Origin of the sequence: Paracoccus sp. DMF-8 (assembly GCF_029309835.1) — a bacterium.
Taxonomy (GTDB): domain Bacteria; phylum Pseudomonadota; class Alphaproteobacteria; order Rhodobacterales; family Rhodobacteraceae; genus Paracoccus.
Map to the genome: position 1 here is coordinate 301,476 of NZ_JARJHL010000014.1, position 18,736 is coordinate 320,211.

Genomic DNA, 18,736 nt, shown 5'->3' on the forward strand with positions numbered 1-18,736 from the left:
CTCAGCTCCGCTTGAGTTTGGGATCGAGCGCGTCGCGCAGACCGTCGCCCATCAGGTTGATCGCCAGCACCGACACGAGAATCGCGAGGCCCGGGAAGGTCACGACCCACCATGCGCGCAGGATGAATTCGCGCGCCTCGGCCAGCATGGTGCCCCATTCGGGGGCGGGGGGCTGTGCGCCCATGCCCAGAAAGCCCAGTGCCGCGCTGTCCAGAACGGCGGATGAAAACGACAGCGTCGCCTGCACGATCAGGGGCGCAAGGCAGTTCGGCAGGATCGTCTTGAACATCAGCCGCAGGTTGGATGCACCCGCGACGCGGGCGGCGGTGACATATTCGCGGCTTTTTTCCGACATCACGGCGGCGCGGGTCAGGCGCGCGAAATGGGGCTGGTAGACGATGGCGATGGCGATCATCGCATTGGTCAGCCCCGGCCCCAGAATGGCGACCAGCACCAGCGCCAGCAGCAGCGAGGGGAAGGCCAGCACGATATCCATCAGCCGCATGATCAGCGCATCGACCCAGCCGCCGAAAAACCCGGCCAGGAGACCGATGATGATCCCGCCGGTCAGGGCGATGGCCACGACGACGATGCCGATGAACAGCGAATATTGCGCGCCGAAGATCAGCCGGGACAGGATGTCGCGGCCGACCGCATCCGTACCCAGCCAATAGCCCGCGCGGCCGCCTTCCTGCCAGTACGGGCGGCAGCAGCAATGGCGTCGCGGTATTGTTCGGTCGGGCTCGTGAGGCGCGATGATGCGGCGCCAGGACGGCGATCAGGACCAGCAGGACAAAGACGACCAGGCCCGCGACGGCGCCGCGGTTCTGGCTGAAATAGAACCAGAATTCGGCGATCATGCGGCGGCGGATGGCCGCGTCGGAAACCTTGGCGGTGGTATCGGTCATTTGTGCCGGATCCTCGGGTTGATGAGACCATAGGTCAGGTCGACGATCAGGTTCACGATCATCACGATGGCGGCGATCAGCAGCAGGCCCGATTGCACGACCGGATAGTCGCGGCGGCTGATCGAATCGATCATCCATTTGCCGATGCCGGGCCAGGAAAAGATCGTTTCCGTCAGGATCGCACCCGCCATCAGCACGCCGATCTGCAGGCCGATGGTGGTGATGACCGGGATCATGGCGTTGCGCAGGGCGTGGATGCCGATGACGCGGGAGGGGGGCAGGCCCTTAGCGCGGGCGGTGCGGACGTAATCCTCGCCCATCACCTCCAGCATCGCCGAACGGGTCTGGCGGGCGATGACGGCCAGCGGGATCGTGGCCAGCACGACCGAGGGCAGGATCAGGTGGCTGACGGCGGATCTGAAGGCGCCGCTTCGGCCCGACAGCAGGCTGTCGATCAGCATGAAGCCGGTCACCGGCGGGAAGAAATACATCAGCGAAATCCGCCCCGACACCGGCGTCCAGCCCAGATAGCCGGAAAAGAAGATGATCAGCAGCAGGCCCCACCAGAAGATCGGCATCGAAAAGCCGACCAGCGCGCCGGTCATGGAAATCTGGTCGAACCACGATCCGCGCTTGATGGCGGCGATCACGCCCACCGGAACGCCGATCAGCGTCGCGATCAGGATGGCGCAGACGCCCAGTTCGATGGTCGCGGGAAACAGCGACATGAATTCGGTCAGCACCGGCTTTTTCGTGACGATGGAATTGCCGAAATCGCCCTGCAGCAGATTGCCGAGATAGGTCAGATATTGCTGCCAGATCGGCTTGTCATAGCCAAGCTGGGCGGAAATTTCCGCATAGCGTTCGGGCGAAACGCCCCTTTCGCCCGCCATCAGCAGCACCGGATCGCCCGGCAGGACGCGGATGAAGGCGAAAGCGATCAGCGTGATCCCCAGAAAAGTCGGGATCAGATACAGGATCTTTGTAAGGATGAATCTGAGCATTGAACCCCTGCCCAAAGCGCGCGTGCGGGGCCCGGGGACCCCGCACGGCTGGTATGGTTGAAACGGCTGCGGGCCTTATTCGGCCAAGTCTACGTTGTCAAAGGCGTAATCGCCAAGCGGGGATTGCACGAAACCGGTGACGTTCTTGGCCATCGGGACATATTGGGTCGAATGTGCCAGCGTGGCCCAGGGCGCTTCCTGTTTGAACAGCAGTTGTGCCTCTTCATACAGTTTCACGCGTTCTTCGTGGTCCGAAGCGGCCTTGGCGCGGGCGAGGATGTCCGAGAATTCCTCATTGCACCAAAAGGCGCGGTTCGCACCGCCACCGGCTGCCGCTGCACAGGACAGCAGCACCGACAGGAAGTTGTCCGGGTCGCCGTTGTCGCCGGTCCAGCCCAGGATGACGGCGCCCTTGCGGCCTTCCTCCATGGATTTCTTCAGATATTCGCCCCATTCATAGGACACGATTTCGACCTTGACGCCGACCTTGGCGAAATCGGCCTGAATCATTTCCGCCGCGCGGCGAGCGTTGGGCATATAGGGGCGCTGAACCGGCATGGCCCAGACTTCCATCGACAGATCGGTGACGCCCGCTTCCTCGAGCAGCTTCTTTGCGGCTTCGGGGTCGTAATTGTCGTCCTGAACGGCGTCGTTATAGCTCCACATGGTGGGCGGGATCGGGTTCTTGGCGACCACGGCCGAACCCTGATAGACGGCGTCGATCATCGCCTGCTTGTCCAGCGCCATGTTCAGCGCGTGGCGGACCTGCGGATTGTCAAAGGGCGCGACGGTGGTGTTATAGGCCAGATAACCGACGTTCAGCCCCGGCTGTTCGTCCAGTTTCAGGTTCGCATCGGCCTTGATCCCTTCGATATCGGCGGGTGCCGGATAGGGCATCAGGTGGCATTCGCCGGCTTTCAGCTTTTGCAGGCGCACGGCGGCATCGGGGGTGATGGCAAAGACCAGATCGTCGATCTTGGGAGCTTCGCCCCAGTAATCGGCGTTCTTCTGGTAGCGGATCACCGCATCCTTCTGATAGGCGACGAAGCGGAAGGGGCCGGTGCCGATGGGCGCGTTGTTCAGATCTTCCAGCGAACCCGAGGTCTGCAGCGTTTCGGCATATTCCTGCGACAGCACCGACACGAAGGGCATGGCGATATTGGCAAGGAAGGGCGCCTCGGGCTGGTTCAGGGTGAATTTCACCGTGTAATCGTCAATCTTTTCAATGGACTTGATCAGCTTGTCCATTTCCATCGACGAATAATATTCATAGGTCAGGCCGGGGATATAGGCGTGAAAGGGGTTGTCCGCATTGGCCTGGCGCTCAAAGGTGAAGATCACGTCATCGGCGTTGAAATCACGGCTTGGCGTGAATTTGTCGTTCGAATGGAACTTGACGCCCTGACGCAGGTGGAAGGTGTATTCCAGCCCGTCTTCGGACACGTCCCAGCTTTCGGCCAGCGCGGGTTCAACCTCGGTCGTGCCGGGCTTGAACTGGGCAAGGCGGTTGTAGATCGCATGGCCCGAGGCGTCGAAGGTCGTGCCCGAGGTATAGGGCGCGGGGTCGAACCCTTCGGGAGAACCCTCCGAGCAATAGACGAAGGTCTTTGCGTGCAGCGGTGCGGCGGCCATGATCGCCAGTGTCGAGGCGGCCAGGAAGCGGGTCGAGAATACAGGCATGATGCCTCCCCTTTCGTTATATTGTCTATACAACAGATGCAGACCAAAGCCCGGTGCAGGTCAAGAGGGGCAGGGGGTCATTGCGTCAGAACGCCGGGTCAATACGACAGTTCGACAGGTTCCGGCGGCCTGCCGGGCCTGCCGCGCCGCAGCATCGCACGGCCTGTCGCGCCTTGCGCCAAAGTGATTCTTTCGTCGTAGATGGCTGGCGCGATCAGATCGGTGTGAATTCTTCCGCAATCTCGGTGATCTGGCCCTGATCGTCGGTCCAGATCAGGCGCAGCGGGCCGGGGGCATCGGCCAGGAACCTGAACTCCAGATAGGGGTTCTGGGAAATCGCGGTTTCGAGGAACCATTCGAACAGCGGCGTCCGGTCCAGCAGGCATTGGACGCGGTTCACGATATTGCGGGGCAGGGGGCGGCCGTCCGCGTCCCGGCGCAGGCCCGCATCCATCGGGTGGGTGATCATGGTGCGGACATGGACGGTCTCGCCCTGGGCGGGGCTGCGGTTGCTGATCCAGATCCGGGGCGGGCGCGACATGGTTGACCCTTACAGCCCGCAACCGCCGGCGGTCACGGTGATTTCCCGCCGGGCCAGCAGCACCCGCCCATCGCTGAGCCGCGCATAGGCCGAGACATGCTGGCTTTGCGTCAGCCGCACCCGCGTGCCGATATCGGCCAACCCCATCGCCGGGGTAAAGCGCGCCCGGCAGGCCAGCGGATGGGGGTTCGACTTCGGCCAGGATGATCATCTCCGGGACAATACAGCCCGTTTTGCAGGGGCAGGGTGACATGGGCGCGCAGCGGGACCTGCGCGGGGTTGTCGCCGATCGGCGGCAGTTCCAGCGCGATGCCTTCGGTCGCAGGGGTCGCGCCGTTCAGAAATGCCGCGATCACGCGGGCAAGCTCCTGCGGGTTTGGTGCCAGTTCGGCATCGACCTGCGGGTACTGCGCGCGGACCGTGCCGACCAGCCCCAGCAGGGCCGCCCCGGCCATCAGGTCGCGGCGCGAGATATCGTTTATGCGCGTTCGGTTCATCCCCGTCCCGGGCCAGAGCTAGGCATTCGCCCCGAATCATGCGCCCCGGCGACCGATTGGCCGGATCGGTGGGGCGGGGCGTTCCTTTCCGGGTCTGGATGACCTGACCGGTCGGGTCAAGTGCCAAGGGCGCCGCGCAGGTCATCGGCTGGCGGATCGGCCCTTGCGCCAGACCGTGCGACTGCGCATCCTGCCCCGGGGGAATACAGGAGGAACCATGCCGATCATCGCGCGCGAGGACAGCGAACTGCTGCTGGTCGATTTTCAGGCCCGGCTGATGCCCGCCATCGACAACGGCCCGGCCACGGCCGCCAATGCCGCGCGCCTTCTGGCTGCGGCCCGGCGGCTTGCGGTGCCACGGCTTTTCACCGAACAGAACCCCGCGCGGCTTGGTTCGACCATCCCCGATCTGACCCCCGAGCCGGGTGATCTGGAACGCGTCCTGCCCAAGATGAGCTTTGACGCGCTTGGCGATCCCGCTGTCGCAGCCGCTGTTCAGGGACGTCCCGGTTTCATCGTTGCGGGGTGGGAGGCGCATGTCTGCGTGCTGCAAACCGTCGCCAGCCTGATATCGCGCGGGCATCAGGTCCAGGTTGTCGCGGATGCCATCGGTTCCCGCACCCCGGCCAATCATCAGGCCGCGATCGACCGCATGCGGGCCATGGGGGCCGATATCGTCACGACCGAGATGGTTGTTTTCGAATGGCTGGGCAGCGCCGAAGACCCGGCCTTTCGCGAGATCGTGGCGCTGATCAAGTAACGCGCCGGGGGATCGCGGCCCGGCCATCGCACATGAGGGCGGCAAGTCAGGCGGCCAGAACCGGTCCCGCCACGACGGTCCGGTTGCGGCCCTGCGACTTTGCCGACAGCAGCGCGTGATCGGCGCGGGCGATCAGCCCCTCGGCGGTCAGGGCACCTCGGGCCGCCTGCTGGGCCGACATCGTCGCGACGCCCAATGATATCGTCACATGCAGCGAATCCCCCCCGGCCAGCGAGGGCAGGCGGATCGGCTGCCTTGCGATGGTATGGCGCAGATGTTCGGCCATCTCGACCGGTTCGGCGGTGGTGCGGACGGGAAAGGCGGCCAGAAACTCCTCTCCTCCGATGCGGGCCAGCAGCGCGCCGTCCGGCAGGCAGTCGCGCAGGCGGCCGGCGACCTCGATCAGGGTGGCATCGCCTGCGGCATGGCCGTGGCGGTCGTTCACCTGTTTGAAATGGTCGATATCCATCACGATCACGGCCAGGGACCGCTGATCCCCGGCGATCTGGCCGGTCATTTCGGCAAGCTGGGGCATGGCATAGCGGCGGTTGTGAATGCCGGTCAGCGGATCGACCATCGCCCAGATCAGATTGCGTTGGGTTTCGCGCCGCTGCCGGTCGGCCAGTTGTTTGCGTTCCAGCTGGGCGCGCAGGATGATCGCGGCTTCAGCCGCCATGCGCGGGGTCGACAGCGTGCTGGACAGCACATCGCCCGCGCCAAGGTCCAGCGCCACGGCGGTCATGTCTTCCCGTTCCGGGCGCAGGACGACGACAAAGGCCGCATGCCGCGACTGGCTGCGAGAGCGCAGTTCGGACAAAAGCCGCAGCCCGTCGCCCGACTGGTGGATGTCGGCGGCGATCAGGTAGATATCGGCGACCTGCCCCGATTGCGCCTCGACCAGCGCGCGTTCGGGGTCGCAGATCAGAACCGGCATGTCCAGTTCGCGCTGCAGGGCCTGCCGCCACCCCAGACTGGCAGGGTTCTGATTCGTGACGAAAACGATCTGCGGATCGTCTGCCGTGCGATAGGTGGCGGCGGTTTCCTGCATGGTGCCAACCCGCATGGTGCTGTCCATTTCGGGGGTGTCGTCGGGATTGGGGCCCGCGCTGCGCAGCAGCCCCCGGATCCGCGCGAGCAAGGTCAGATCGTCGCCCGGCCCGTCGACAATCGCCGTCGCCCCCGCGCTGAGCGCGGCAAGGCGCTGCGCCTCGGGGACCTGCATCAGCACGGGGATGCGGCGGCAACCCGGCTGGCTGCGCAGCAGGCGGCACAGGTCGATATTCGACATGTCGGGCAGCGATATGCCCAGCAGGATGATTTCCGGCAGGTCCTTTTGCAGCAGATGAATGGCCTGCTGGGCCGAGCCGACGGCCACGACCTCATGGCAGGCCGAAGCCAGCCGCACCTTCATCTGGATGCGATTTGTCGCGACACCGTCGACGATCAGTATCCGCCCGGACATTCCGCCCCCGCTTTACACGCTGCACCTGAGACGGCAGTTTGCGCCCCAAAGGTTAACAAAGCGTTTCCAGCGCGCGAGATTTACGCCGATTTGGGAACAAAATTAGAACAGTGGATGAATGAGATGACCCGAAACGAAGCGCAGGATCTGGCGGATGCGGGCTTTGGCCATATCGCGGGCGACCCTGAACTGGTTCAGGCCATGCTGGACCAGGCGGGTGCCGATCCCCAGGCCATCCGCGAGATGGCGAAACGGCCCGAATTCGCGGTCTTTGTGCTTGATTTCCTGATGGAAAACGACCAGCGCGTGATGGATTTCGCGCAGGCCCAAGGCATCCGCCCGGAACGTATCCAGATGGCGCGGGCGGTTCTGGGCGGGTTCGATCCGTTCTGAACCCGCCCGAAACCGGTGATCCGGCCGGGGTCAGGCGACCTCGGCAAAGACCTTGTTCAGCGCCTGTTCCAGCTTGTCGAAGATTTCGTCCATATGGTCTTCGGTGATGGTGAAGGCCGGGCACAGCACGATCGACTGGCCAAGCGGACGGCAGATCAGGCCCAGATCGGTGCAGGTATTGGCGATGCGTTCGGACACCGACAGATGCGGCGGGAAGGGTTCCTTGGTGGCCTTGTCCTTGACTGCCTCCAGCGCCCACATGAAGCCGACGCCACGATATTCGCCGATGTTCGGGTGCTGGGCCAGACGTTTCAGCCCTTCTTCGAAACGCGGGGCCAGCCGCTTGACGTTTTCGGCCAGACCTTCGTTCATCACCACGTCGATGGCTTTCAGCGCGACCGCGCAGCCGACCGGGTGACCCGAGGCCGTGAAGCCATGGGAGAATTCCTCGATCTTTTCGATGGCGGCCTGCACGCGGTCGGACAGGTCCGGCCCAAGGATCACCGCGCCCATCGGGAAATAACCGGCGGTCAGGTTCTTGGACGAAATGATCGCGTCGGGGGTAAAGCCAAAGGTCTCGCAGCCCCAGGTGTTGCCGGTGCGGCCGAAACCGCAGATCACCTCGTCCGAGATCAGCGGGATGCCGTGTTTTTTCAGGATCGGCTGGATCGCCTGAAAATAACCTTTCGCCGGGACAATGACCCCGCCCGCGCCCATGACGGGTTCGGCAAAAAAGCCCGCGATGGTGTCGGCGCCTTCGCGGGCGATGACATCCTCCAGCTCTTGCGCCAGACGGGCGACGAATTGCTCCTCGGTTTCATCCTCGGCGCCGAAACGCCAGTAATGGGGACAGGTCAGGTGGATGAAACCGTCGAGCGGCAGGCCAAAGACCTCGTTATAGGGTTTGCCGGTCATGGATGCCGAAACGGCGGTGACGCCATGATAGGCGTTCCAGCGGGTCAGAATCTTGCGGCGTTTGGTGTTGCCTTCGGCCCCATGCAGGAACCACAGGATCTTGACCATGGTGTCATTCGCTTCGGACCCCGAGTTGGTGTAAAACACCCGGCCACGATCAAAGGGTGACACCTGCACCAGCTTTTCCGACAGCATCACGGTCTGGTCGGACATGCGGCCGAAAAAGGCGTGATAGCCGGGGAAACGCGCATATTGGTCCTGCGCCGCCTTGGTCAGGCCGGGGTGGTCGAAACCGGCGACCATGTTCCACAGGCCGGAATTGGCATCCAGATAGCGCTTGCCATGGACGTCGACGACATAGGGGCCTTCGCCATGGGTCAGAACGACCGTGCCGCGTTCATGGACGGACGGCATGTCGGTAAAGCCATACAGCGAATATTCCTCGGCGCGGGCTTCCCAACTTTGCGGCTTGTTCATGGCATATGCTCCACCAGTAAATGTCGCTGTCAGGCTAGCCTTGCGGTTCTGCCGGTTCAATGGGCGCGATCACGTTGCGGGCACTCTGCCACGGAAGATCCTAAAACCTGGTGAAAAGCCGGGGACAGCGGGCAAATCGCCCGCAGGCTCAGCGCGGGGCCGGCAGGCCGATTTCGTTCAGCGCGGCTTCGATCCCCGACAGCGGCGCGGCGCGGGTTGCGGCGATCAGGGCGTCGAAACGGGCGCGCAGCGCGTCCTCTTCCGCGCCCCGGCAATCGTTCCAGGGACGCCCCTGCAAAGCCATGTGCAGGACGTAATAGCCGATGAAATGGGGCTTTTCGCCGTTGCTGACCAGCGCGGCATAGGCGGCATCCGCCCCCATTTCACGCAGCCTGCCCGTATCGGAAATGCCCGCCGCGATCAGCGCCCTGGCGGTCGCGGGGCCGATATTGGGAATGCTGGTCAGGTCGCTGCTCATCACCGCAGGGTAGGGCCGGGGGCTGGCGCCACAAGGCGGTCAGACATGCGGCGCTTTCCAATTTCGTCGCAATCGGGTAATCCGGGCGGAACTTTCCGGGGCAAGACGCGACATGACCGAACAGGCAGCAGCCAAGAAGCTCTTTATCAAGACCTATGGCTGCCAGATGAATGTCTATGACAGCCAGCGCATGGCCGAGGCCATGGGCGCCGAAGGCTATGTCCTGACCGAAAATCAGGCCGAGGCGGACATGGTGCTGCTGAACACCTGCCATATCCGCGAAAAGGCCGCCGAAAAGCTGTATTCCGACCTTGGCCGCCTGAAGCCGCTCAAGGCCGAACGCCCCGATCTGAAGATCGGCGTCGCGGGCTGCGTCGCCCGTGCCGAGGGCGAGGAAATCCAGCGCCGCATGCCGATCGTCGATCTGGTCGTTGGCCCGCAGGCCTATCACCGCCTGCCCGCGATGGTCAGGAAGGGCGGCGGCGTCGATACCGAATTCCCGGCCGAGGACAAATTCGAACACCTGCCGAAACCCGCAGCCACCCGCCGCGCCCCCGCCGCTTTCCTGACCGTTCAGGAAGGCTGCGACAAATTCTGCGCGTTCTGCGTCGTGCCCTATACCCGCGGGGCCGAGGTCAGCCGCCCCGTCAGCCGCATCCTGTCCGAGGCGCGCGATCTGGTCTCGCGCGGGGTGCGCGAAATCACCCTGCTGGGCCAGAACGTCAATGGCTGGCACGGGCAGGGCGATGGTGGCGAATGGGGTTTTGGCCGGCTGATCCGCGCGATTGCCGAAATCGACGGGCTGGACCGTATTCGCTATACCACCAGCCACCCCAATGACATGGCCGATGACCTGATCGAGGCGCATCGCCATGAACCCAAGCTGATGCCCTATCTGCATCTGCCGGTGCAATCGGGCAGCGACCGCATCCTGAAAGCGATGAACCGCAAGCACACCGCCGATGAATACCTGCGCCTGATCGACCGCATCCGCGACGCGCGGCCCGATATCATGCTGACCAGCGATTTCATCGTGGGCTTTCCCGGCGAAACCGATGCGGACCATGCCGCGACGCTGAAGCTGGTGGAACAGGTTGGCTTCGGCACGGCCTTCAGCTTCAAATACTCGCCGCGTCCCGGCACGCCCGCCTATGAACGCCCCGAGGTCGACGGCGACGTGGCCGATGCCCGTCTGCAGGAATTGCAGGCGCTGCTGACGCGCCAGCAAAAGGCCGCGCAGGAAAGCATGGTCGGGCGTGAAATGGCTGTGCTGTTCGAAAAGCCGGGCCGCCTGCCGGGGCAGATGGTGGGCAAATCCGACTATCTGCATGCCGTTTTCGTCGAAGCGCCGCAGGCCAGGGTCGGGGATCTGGTCCGCGTCCGCATCACCTATAGCGCGCCGAATTCGCTGGCCGGAGAGTTGGCGGCCTGACCGCGCGCTTTCCGACATGACTTGATGGGGCGAAAGCGCTTGTCTTTTTCCATGGAAATCACGGGCAAGGATATTGCCCAGATATCGGGTGCCCGCAATCTGATCCCGGCGGGAACGCCGGTCAAGATCGCCTTTCTGGGCAATGAAACCCATGAACAGCGCCTGAACGCCGCCCGCGTGATCCACGAATGCGGCTTTGCGCCGGAGCCGATCATCTCGGCGCGCCGCCTTTCGTCGCAGGCAGAGGCGGACGGGTTGATCAGGGCCTATCTGGCGGCCGGGAAACCGCAGCGGTTTTTCATCGTCGGCGGCGATCCGGCGATGCCGGCGGGGCCTTATGACAATGCGATGCGGCTGATGGAATCGGGAATTCTGGCGCGTCACGGCATCACCCGGATCGGGATTGCGGGCCATCCCGAAGGCCATCCAAAGGCCACGGATGAGATGTTGTGGGATGCGCTGGAATGGAAACGCGCCTTTCTGAGCAAGAGCGGCGTCGATTTTGAAATCACGACGCAATTCGGGCTGGACCCGGTGGCGGTCATCGACTGGATCGCCGATCTGCGCGCCTGCGGTTTCGACAATCTGGTGCGGATCGGCGTGCCGGGGCCGACCGATGCAGGCAAGCTGCTGCGCTTTGCCCAACGCTTTGGCGTGAAATCCAGCCTTGGCGTGTTGCGCCGCTATGGCATCTCGCTGACCAGATTGCTGCATCCGGTGGGGCCGGAACGCTTCTTGCAGGGGCTGGGCCGTGCGATGCAGGACAAGGCCGCGCAGGGGCGTCGATCTGGGGGCGATATCCTATCACACTCTACGCCTCTGGCGGCGTGGATCAGGGCTGCGCTGGCTGCGTCAGGCGGCAGAGGTGCAGCAGGCCGGGCATCGCGCGACAGATCTGGGGCCGGAACTGAAGCGGAGATTGACGGTGATGACCTGAAACGGACCGTGACCGGCAACCGATCATGGAGCGGATGCCTTGACGATGCGCAGTCATCCAAAGCTCGTCAATGGGACCGCGCTCAATCCGGACAAGCGCGAAGCTATCGCAGGTCCTGAAGGGGCGAACTCGGCATCTTATTGATAAATAATAATAAAGTTAGCCAAGAAAATCCCAGGCTCACTTTATGCTTGCAAAACGGCTCAAACAGTCCGGGTAAGGCTCATTAGGAAACGGAGGATCGATTTTTGGTAATCTTCTCACAGATGTCGCAGAAACGGTTCCCGGAACCGGTCTCGCCGGGATACTGCACCTTCCGGCGAGCCACGCGTCGGGACATCTGTCCTGACAGCCGGCCCGGCTGCCGCCTCATTCTGCCAGCACGCCGCCGATCCCCTGAAAGACGCCGCCGACCTGGTTGAAGACGAAGGCCCCGGCATTGCGCATCCCGTCAAAGGGGTTGTTGCCCGGGCTGATACCGGCCTCGCCCGAGATCATCCCGATATAGCGGCTATGGGCCGGGTCATCGGTTGCCATCTGGGTGATATCGACAATGCGGATACCGGTATTGAGTGCAAATTTCTGGATTGCCGGATCATGCACATCGGCAAGCCCCAGCCGCATCCGGCGCGAGGCAAGCCTGGACGAGACCTTGAGCGCGGGATCGTCGGAGGACACCAGAACCGTGATCGGATGTTTCATCATCCCGAGCGTCACCATCTGCGCTCCGAACAGGTCGATGTCGATATCGGGCGCGGCAAGGACAAGTTCGATCCGGTCCAGCACATCGCCGCGTCCGGCAAGACGCAGCCGGACCAGCGTTTCCATCGTCATCCGCGCGCCCAGCTATGGGCCAGAACCGGCACCGGGTCGGACAGGCGCCGCCCCCTTGTCAGCATCTCCAGCAGGTCCGCCAGCGCCGCCCGCGAGAAATCGGACGCGTCGCGATCCGCCAGATAGGCTGCCGCATGTCCCGCCGAGGGCCAGGTGAAAAGCACCGGTTTGCCCTCCATATGCGCATCGGCCGAAAGCTGGGCGGTGCGGAAAAGCGCCTCGGGGTAGCGGGTGTTGAAGCCATGGATGTAAAGCCCCGCCCGCATGCCGGCAACCTTGTGGGCAAAGGCGTCGCGGCTCAGGGCCGTGCGGCTGCGGACGGTGAAATTCCGCGCGGGATCGCTGCCGCCATCGGGCCATTCGATCTTGCCGGGCTGGTGGCCGGGAGGAACCGAGACATCATATTCCAGCCAGGTCGGGCGGGCCGCAGGGGCGGCGCCGAAAGCATCGGGAGCATCGGCATCGGGCGCGCGGGTCGTCACCGCCAGAACCCTGACGCTGCGCGCCCGGCGGGCAAAGGGGCGGCGTCGGGGATCAGCACCTCGGGGCCGGGACGCGCGGTGCAGCCCGCCGCCACCAGAGCCACAACCAGCAGAATCCGCCGCAAGGGCATGATCACTTCAGGAATTTCTTGAACCGCGCAAGGGCCAGCCAGAACAGCACGACCCCGATCACTGCCAGCGCAAGGAATTGCGGCCAGACCACATCAAGCCCGGCGCCACGGAACAGGATGGATTGCGACAGGATGACGAAATGGGTGTTCGGGGCGGCCAGCATGATGGTCTGGATGATCTCGGGCATGGATTCGCGCGGCGTCATGGCGCCCGACAGCACTTGCAGCGGCAGCAGCACCAGCATCATCAGCAGCGCGAATTGCGGCATGGTGCCGGCGATGGTCGCCATGAAGATGCCAAGCGCGGTCATGGCGAACATCATCAGGAACGCCCCCGCCAGAAAAAGCAGCACCGAACCCTGCACCGGCACCGCCATCAAACCCTGCACCACGACCACAAGGGCGAAGGCCGATCCCAGCAGAACGACCCCGCCCATCGACCAGATCTTGGACAGCATGATCTCGGGCGCGGTGACGGGCATGACCAGCAGGTGCTCGACCGTGCCATGTTCCTTTTCGCGGATCAGCGCGGCGCCGGTCAGGATCAGCGACAGCATGGTGATCGACTGGATCACGCTGGTGATCGCCCCGAACCAGCTTGGCGAGAGCGACGGGTTATAGCGCGCGCGCAGCGCCAGTTCCACCGGCAGGGCGGCGGCGTCCCGGTATCCCGCGACATATTCCGACACTTCGGATGTGACGATCTGCTGGATATAGCCGCCACCGGTGAAAGCCTGGCTCATCCGGGTCGCGTCGATGTTCAGCTGGATCGCGGGGGTTTTGCCGGCCAGCACGTCGCGTTCGAAATCCGGCGGGATGTTCAGCGCGAATGTATCCATGCCTGCGTCCATCCGGCTGTCCATCTCGGTCGTGGTAATCATCTGCGGAGGCACGAAATACGGCGCATAGAACGACGAGATGATGCGCGAGGACAGTTGCGACTGATCCTCGTCCACGATCGAGATCGCCGCCTTGCTGAGCGCCTCGGGCGAGGAATTGGCCGAAGTCCAGATCGACAGCGAGAAGGAATAGGCGATCAGCACCAGCATGATCGGGTCGCGCAAAAGTCCGCGCAATTCCTTGATGCCAAGATGCCAGACGCTTTTCAGGTTCATCGCCCTACCTCGCCTGTTTCTTCAGGAAGAAGGCGGCTGTGCCGATAATGACCGGCACCGCGATTCCCATGGCGATGATCGGCTGCATCATCTCGGCCAGACCGAAGGCCTTGGAAAAGGCGCCCCGGACGGCGGTCACGAACCACGATGTCGGATAGATCTCGCCCATCACCCGGCCAAAGCCGGACAGCGAGGACACCGGGTCGATCAGCCCGGAATAGGAAACCGCCGGGATCATGGTCAGCATCGCGGTGGCGAAAAGCGCCGCCACCTGGCTGGCGATGAACACCGAGACCAGAAAGCCAAGCGCCGTGGTCGCCGTCACATAAACCAGCGCCGCCAGCGACAGCCCGGCGAAACTGCCCGTGAACGGCACGCCAAAGAAAAAGGCGGCCATGCCCATCATCAGGAAATAGTTCAGCATCGCCAGCGCGATATAGGGCAGTTGCTTGCCCAGCAGGAATTCCAGCCGGGTGACGGGGGTGACGTAGAAATTGATGATCGAGCCAAGCTCTTTCTCGCGCGCGACCGACAGCGTGGTCAGAATCGCCGGGATCATCAACAGCAGCAGCGGGATCACCGCCGGCACCATGGCGACGGTGCTTTTGACATCGGGATTATAGCGATAGCGGGTCACCAGTTCGAAATTGCCGGCAAGCGCCGCATCGCCATGGATCTGCCGCGCCTGACGCTGGATCCAGTCGCCATGCATCCCCTGAATATAGCCCTGAACGGTATTGGCGCGCGACGGATTGGCGCCGTCGAACCAGGCGCCGACCTGCACGTCGCGACCGCGCGCGATATCGGCGGCAAAGCCCGAGGGGATCTCAATGGCAAGGCTGATCTTGCCGGCGCGCATCCTTGCGTCGATGTCGTCATGGCCGGTCAGCGGTGCCTGTTCGGTGAAATAGCGCGACCCGGCAATATCCTGCACATAATCGCGGCTGGTGGTGGTCTGGTCGCGGTCCAGAACGGCGAAGGTCAGATCCTCGACATCCATGTTGATGCCAAGGCCGATGACCACCATCAGCAGCAGCGAACCGATCAGCGCCATGGTCAGCCGGATCGGATCGCGCTGCAATTGCAGGCTTTCAAGGCGGGAATAGCTGAGCAGACGGCGCAGGCTGAAGCCCGGGCGGTCGGCGTGGCTGGCCGGCGCGGCCTTGGCCGGGACCGGCGCCGCATCCGGTTCCGGTTCCGGGGCGGGTTGCGCGTCAGGGGCAGCCTCGCCGATCGCCTCTTCCAGATAGGCGATAAAGGCATCCTCCAGCGTGGCGCTGCCCTTTGATTTGGTGATCGCCCCGGCCGTGTCGCTGATAAGCACCTTGCCCGCATGCATCAGGCTGATGCGGTCGCACCATTCGGCTTCGTTCATGAAATGGGTCGAAACGAAGATCGTCACGCCATCCTTGCGCGACAATTCCGCCAGGATCTGCCAGAAACCGTTGCGCGCCACCGGATCGACCCCCGAGGTGGGTTCATCAAGGATCAGGATCTCGGGGCCGTGGATCAGCGCCACCGCCAGCGACAGCCGTTGCCGGATGCCCAGAGGCAGCGCCTCGGGCAGCGCGTCGGTCACATCGGCCAGATCGAAGTGGGTAAGCATTTCCTGAACGCGGGCCGGGATCTTGTCAGGGTCCATCGCGAACAGCCGCGCGTGCAGTTCCAGATTCCGGCGCACCGTCAGTTCGGGATAAAGCGAGAATGCCTGCGACATGAAGCCGACGCGGCGGCGCACCGCCATGTTGCGGGCATCGACCTCATGCCCGAACAGCCGGGCCGTCCCCTCGGTCGGTTCCAGCAGGCCGGTCAGCATCTTCATCGTGGTGGTCTTGCCGCAGCCGTTCGAGCCGAGAAAGCCGAAGATCTCGCCCTTGGGGATGCGGAAGGTCACATTGTCCACCGCGGTGAAATCGCCAAAGCGTTGGGTCAGCCCCACGGCCTCGATGGCGATCTCGTCGTCACCGCCGGTGCGGGGCGGGATCATCACGGTGACATCCTCGCCCCGGTCAGCCTCGGGCAGCAGCGCGATGAAGGCGGCGTCCAGATCGGCCGCGCCGGTGCGTTCAAGCAATTCGGCGGTGGTGCCGGTCGCCAGCACCTTGCCCGCATTCATCGCCACCAGCCAGTCGAAACGCGCGGCCTCTTCCATATAGGCGGTGGCGGTGATGACGCTCATGCCCGGGCGATCCTTGCGGATGCGGTCGATCAGATCCCAGAACTGCCGGCGTGACAGCGGATCAACGCCGGTCGTGGGTTCGTCAAGGATCAGGAAATCCGGGTCGTGGATCAGCGCGCAGCACAGGCCCAGCTTCTGCTTCATCCCGCCCGACAGTTTCGCCGCCGGACGGTCGCGGAAGGGCGACATGCCGGTCGAGGCCAGCAGATCGGCGATGCGCCGGTCCCGTTCGGCCTTGTCATGACCGAAAAGGCTGCCGAAGAAATCCAGATTCTCCTGAACCGACAGGGTGGGATAGAGGTTCTTGCCCAGACCCTGCGGCATATAGGCGATGCGCGGGCAGACAAGGTTGCGGTGATCCTTGTCGCGCATGTCGCCGCCCAGAACCTGCACGGCACCGTCCTGAATGACCCGCGCGCCAGCCAGCAGCGACAGCAGGCTGGATTTGCCGACTCCGTCCGGCCCGATCAGCCCGACCATGCGGCCTGCGGGAATCTCCAGCGTCACATCATCCAGCGCGGTCGTCTTGCCATAGCGCAGGGTCAGGTCCGCGACCGTGGCGACCGGCGGAGCCGCGTCCCCGGCCGTCCCCGCGCCGCTCATTGCACGACATTGGCAAGGAAGGCGGGCCATTCCGCGTCCGCATCAATCCTGACATAGGCCATGCCGGGCAGGCCGGTTTTGACATATTCGATATAGCGCGTCAGCAATTCCGGCTGGATCCGGGCGCGCAGGCGGAACATCAGCTTTTCGCGCTCATCGGCGGTCTCGACCGTTTTCGGCGTGAACTGCGCCACATCCGCGACATAAGCGACGGTGGCGGGAATGACCGCATCCGGCACGGCATCCATCACCAGCCGCACCTCGGATCCGACCTGCACCCGCCCGGCCTGCGCGGTCGGCAGAAAGATCGTCATATAGACATCCGACAGATCGACAAGGTTCAGGATCCGCCCACCCGAGGCGACGACCTCACCCTCTTGCGCGACCAGATATTGCACCCGCCCGTCGCGCGTCGCGATCAGCGTCGCATCGTCGATCGAGGACTGGATCGCGTCGATCGACGCCTTCGCCGCCTCGACAGCAGCTTCGGCATCGACGACCTGCGCCTGCGCCGAACTGATACCCGCCAGGGCGGCGGCATGCGAAGCCTCGGCCGAGGCGACCCCGGCCCGCGACTGACGCTCGCTGGCGCGGTCATCGTCCAGAACCTGCTGGGAAACCGTATTGGTTCCGGCAAGCCGTTCGGATCGTGCAAGCCGCCTTGTGGCCGCATCCGCCACCGATACGGCCTGATCCACCGCAGCCATCGCCGCACGCTCCTGCGCCTCGGCCTGTGTCACCAGCGCGCGTGCCGTTTCAATCCCGATCTGCGCGCGGCGCAACTGGGCCTCGGCCTCACGTTTCTGGGCGTTCAACTGCACCACATCCATCTGCACCAGCACATCGCCGGTTCTGACGAAATCCCCTTCGGCGGCGGTAATCTGGGCGATTCGACCGCCGGTCAGGGCGGCCACGTCGATCTCGGTCGCCTCGATACGGCCATTGCCGCCGGCGATCCCTTGGGGCAGTCCCGCAGGCTGCAACTGCGACCAGCCGAAATAGCCAAGCGCGGCAGCGGCCAGTATCGCGAGCGGGATGTATTTCTGTGTCGGCGATTTCGGCATTCTGGATGTCCCGGTCAAAACTGGCTTGCGATCGCGCCCTTTCATTGCATCACGAAATCGCGCGTTGTCAACAAGAGATGACCAATGCAAAGCCCGGCCATGCCGGTGCCTGCGCCGCCGGGGCAGGCGCGGCTCAGCCCGACATCACGCCGCGCAATGCCGCAACCAGCAGGGCCTTCATCTGGTCTTTCGGCATGTTTCGCATGCTTTCGCTGCCGAACAGCAGGCGCATCGTGATGACACCGTTCAGAAAGCTTGTGGCAAGCATCGCGCGACCGGTATCCTTGTGACCGAACACATCCGCCAGAGGCCGGGCGATTTCGGTTCTGATCAGATCCTCCAATATGCTGCGCGCCTCGCTGCAAGAGCAGGACTGCATGGCCAGATGCAGCATTTCCACATCCTCGACGCAATCGGGATCGCGGGTGAAGGCGCGTTCGCACAGCCGTTCCAGCACGGTATCGGGATCCGCCGGTTGCGCGAACAGGTCGTCCAGCGGCGAGGCGGCTTTCAGCGCCTGACGAAAAATCTCGGCCTTGGACCCGAAGGCGCGATGGACATAGGCCACATCGACCTGCGCCTCGGCGGCAATGTCGCGCAGGCTTGTCTCGGAAAACGGGGTCCGCGCGAACAGCAACATCGCCGCCCGCAGGATGCGGGTCTTGGCAGGCAGGGTCCGGGCGGCGGGGGCTTTGCTGGGCATGAAGGTCCGTTATCAGCCCTGTCGGCCGCAAAGCAAGACCGGATGCGGCGGCCGGCCGGTCGCAGGGGGCAGCGGGCATTGCCTGTCAGGGTGTCTGCCCCCTTCCAGAATCGCGCGGGCGTCCTCCAGCCGTCCGATCGC

At 63.9% G+C, this 18,736-nt stretch carries 19 protein-coding genes and 1 pseudogene; 4 read left to right on the top strand and 16 right to left on the bottom strand.

What is annotated here, in order from left to right; genetic code table 11:
- Nucleotide 1: 1 nt before the first annotated feature.
- The 6 genes and pseudogenes from PE067_RS15775 to PE067_RS15800 form a co-directional block, all read right to left on the bottom strand.
- Nucleotides 2-908 (bottom strand): annotated as a pseudogene (locus tag PE067_RS15775) (ABC transporter permease subunit).
- Nucleotides 905-1,912, bottom strand: coding sequence for an ABC transporter permease subunit (locus tag PE067_RS15780; RefSeq protein WP_276190652.1), 1,008 nt, complete (start codon nt 1,910-1,912; stop codon nt 905-907). The pseudogene PE067_RS15775 and the gene PE067_RS15780 overlap by 4 nt, the downstream one beginning before the upstream one ends.
- A gap of 75 nt (nt 1,913-1,987) precedes the next feature.
- Nucleotides 1,988-3,592 carry an ABC transporter substrate-binding protein gene (locus PE067_RS15785; RefSeq protein ID WP_276190653.1) on the bottom strand — a complete coding sequence of 535 codons (1,605 nt, stop codon included), beginning with the start codon at nt 3,590-3,592 and terminating at the stop codon, nt 1,988-1,990.
- Nucleotides 3,593-3,806: 214 nt separating this feature from the next.
- Nucleotides 3,807-4,133, bottom strand: a complete 327-nt coding sequence (gene soxZ, locus PE067_RS15790; protein WP_276190654.1) for a thiosulfate oxidation carrier complex protein SoxZ — start codon at nt 4,131-4,133, stop codon at nt 3,807-3,809.
- Between the two features lie 9 nt (nt 4,134-4,142).
- Nucleotides 4,143-4,274, bottom strand: a complete 132-nt coding sequence (locus tag PE067_RS15795) for a thiosulfate oxidation carrier protein SoxY (RefSeq protein WP_276190655.1) — start codon at nt 4,272-4,274, stop codon at nt 4,143-4,145.
- Complete coding sequence (locus tag PE067_RS15800; RefSeq protein ID WP_276190656.1) at nt 4,244-4,630, bottom strand: hypothetical protein; 387 nt, start codon at nt 4,628-4,630, stop codon at nt 4,244-4,246. Before PE067_RS15800 ends, PE067_RS15795 begins: the two co-directional genes overlap by 31 nt.
- Nucleotides 4,631-4,847: 217 nt before the next feature.
- Between PE067_RS15800 and PE067_RS15805 the strand changes: the two genes are divergently transcribed.
- Nucleotides 4,848-5,390, top strand: a complete 543-nt coding sequence (locus PE067_RS15805; RefSeq protein WP_276190657.1) for an isochorismatase family protein — start codon at nt 4,848-4,850, stop codon at nt 5,388-5,390.
- Nucleotides 5,391-5,436: 46 nt separating this feature from the next.
- Here the strand turns inward: PE067_RS15805 and PE067_RS15810 are convergent, their stop codons facing one another.
- Nucleotides 5,437-6,852, bottom strand: coding sequence for a diguanylate cyclase (locus PE067_RS15810; protein WP_276190658.1), 1,416 nt, complete (start codon nt 6,850-6,852; stop codon nt 5,437-5,439).
- 123 nt (nt 6,853-6,975) lie between these two features.
- On the opposite strand from PE067_RS15810, the gene PE067_RS15815 reads away from it, so the two are divergent.
- A complete protein-coding gene (locus PE067_RS15815) occupies nt 6,976-7,245 on the top strand; it encodes a DUF3572 domain-containing protein (RefSeq protein WP_276190659.1) in 270 nt (89 codons plus the stop codon).
- Nucleotides 7,246-7,275: 30 nt separating this feature from the next.
- On the opposite strand, the gene PE067_RS15820 is transcribed toward PE067_RS15815, so the two are convergent.
- Both PE067_RS15820 and PE067_RS15825 read right to left on the bottom strand, forming a co-directional pair.
- The gene (locus PE067_RS15820; protein ID WP_276190660.1) at nt 7,276-8,637 is read right to left on the bottom strand and encodes an aminotransferase; all 1,362 of its coding nucleotides are present in this window, start codon (nt 8,635-8,637) and stop codon (nt 7,276-7,278) included.
- A gap of 148 nt (nt 8,638-8,785) precedes the next feature.
- On the bottom strand, nt 8,786-9,115 hold the full coding sequence (locus PE067_RS15825; RefSeq protein ID WP_276190661.1) for a TfoX/Sxy family DNA transformation protein: 330 nt from the start codon (nt 9,113-9,115) through the stop codon (nt 8,786-8,788).
- A gap of 112 nt (nt 9,116-9,227) precedes the next feature.
- Between PE067_RS15825 and miaB the strand changes: the two genes are divergently transcribed.
- Together miaB and PE067_RS15835 are read left to right on the top strand one after the other, a co-directional pair.
- A complete protein-coding gene (gene miaB / locus PE067_RS15830; RefSeq protein ID WP_276190662.1) occupies nt 9,228-10,547 on the top strand; it encodes a tRNA (N6-isopentenyl adenosine(37)-C2)-methylthiotransferase MiaB in 1,320 nt (439 codons plus the stop codon).
- A 24-nt stretch (nt 10,548-10,571) separates the two neighbouring features.
- Entirely contained in the window at nt 10,572-11,603 is a 1,032-nt protein-coding gene (locus PE067_RS15835; protein WP_276190663.1) for a hypothetical protein, read from the top strand.
- Between the two features lie 250 nt (nt 11,604-11,853).
- On the opposite strand, the gene PE067_RS21925 is transcribed toward PE067_RS15835, so the two are convergent.
- From PE067_RS21925 to PE067_RS15865, 7 genes are all read right to left on the bottom strand, one after another.
- The gene (locus PE067_RS21925) at nt 11,854-12,318 is read right to left on the bottom strand and encodes an alpha/beta hydrolase (protein ID WP_346429708.1); all 465 of its coding nucleotides are present in this window, start codon (nt 12,316-12,318) and stop codon (nt 11,854-11,856) included.
- A complete protein-coding gene (locus tag PE067_RS21930) occupies nt 12,315-12,800 on the bottom strand; it encodes an alpha/beta hydrolase (RefSeq protein ID WP_346429709.1) in 486 nt (161 codons plus the stop codon). The genes PE067_RS21925 and PE067_RS21930 overlap by 4 nt, the downstream gene beginning before the upstream one ends.
- Nucleotides 12,797-12,937: a hypothetical protein gene (locus PE067_RS15845; protein ID WP_276190664.1), complete on the bottom strand. Its 141-nt coding sequence runs from the start codon at nt 12,935-12,937 to the stop codon at nt 12,797-12,799. The genes PE067_RS21930 and PE067_RS15845 overlap by 4 nt, the downstream gene beginning before the upstream one ends.
- Nucleotides 12,934-14,046, bottom strand: a complete 1,113-nt coding sequence (locus tag PE067_RS15850) for an ABC transporter permease (protein ID WP_276190665.1) — start codon at nt 14,044-14,046, stop codon at nt 12,934-12,936. Before PE067_RS15850 ends, PE067_RS15845 begins: the two co-directional genes overlap by 4 nt.
- Nucleotides 14,047-14,050: 4 nt before the next feature.
- Nucleotides 14,051-16,828 carry a ribosome-associated ATPase/putative transporter RbbA gene (gene rbbA / locus PE067_RS15855; RefSeq protein WP_276190666.1) on the bottom strand — a complete coding sequence of 926 codons (2,778 nt, stop codon included), beginning with the start codon at nt 16,826-16,828 and terminating at the stop codon, nt 14,051-14,053.
- The gene (locus tag PE067_RS15860; RefSeq protein WP_276190667.1) at nt 16,825-17,892 is read right to left on the bottom strand and encodes an efflux RND transporter periplasmic adaptor subunit; all 1,068 of its coding nucleotides are present in this window, start codon (nt 17,890-17,892) and stop codon (nt 16,825-16,827) included. The genes rbbA and PE067_RS15860 overlap by 4 nt, the downstream gene beginning before the upstream one ends.
- A 133-nt stretch (nt 17,893-18,025) precedes the next feature.
- On the bottom strand, nt 18,026-18,595 hold the full coding sequence (locus PE067_RS15865; RefSeq protein WP_276190668.1) for a TetR/AcrR family transcriptional regulator: 570 nt from the start codon (nt 18,593-18,595) through the stop codon (nt 18,026-18,028).
- Nucleotides 18,596-18,736 lie beyond the last annotated feature (141 nt).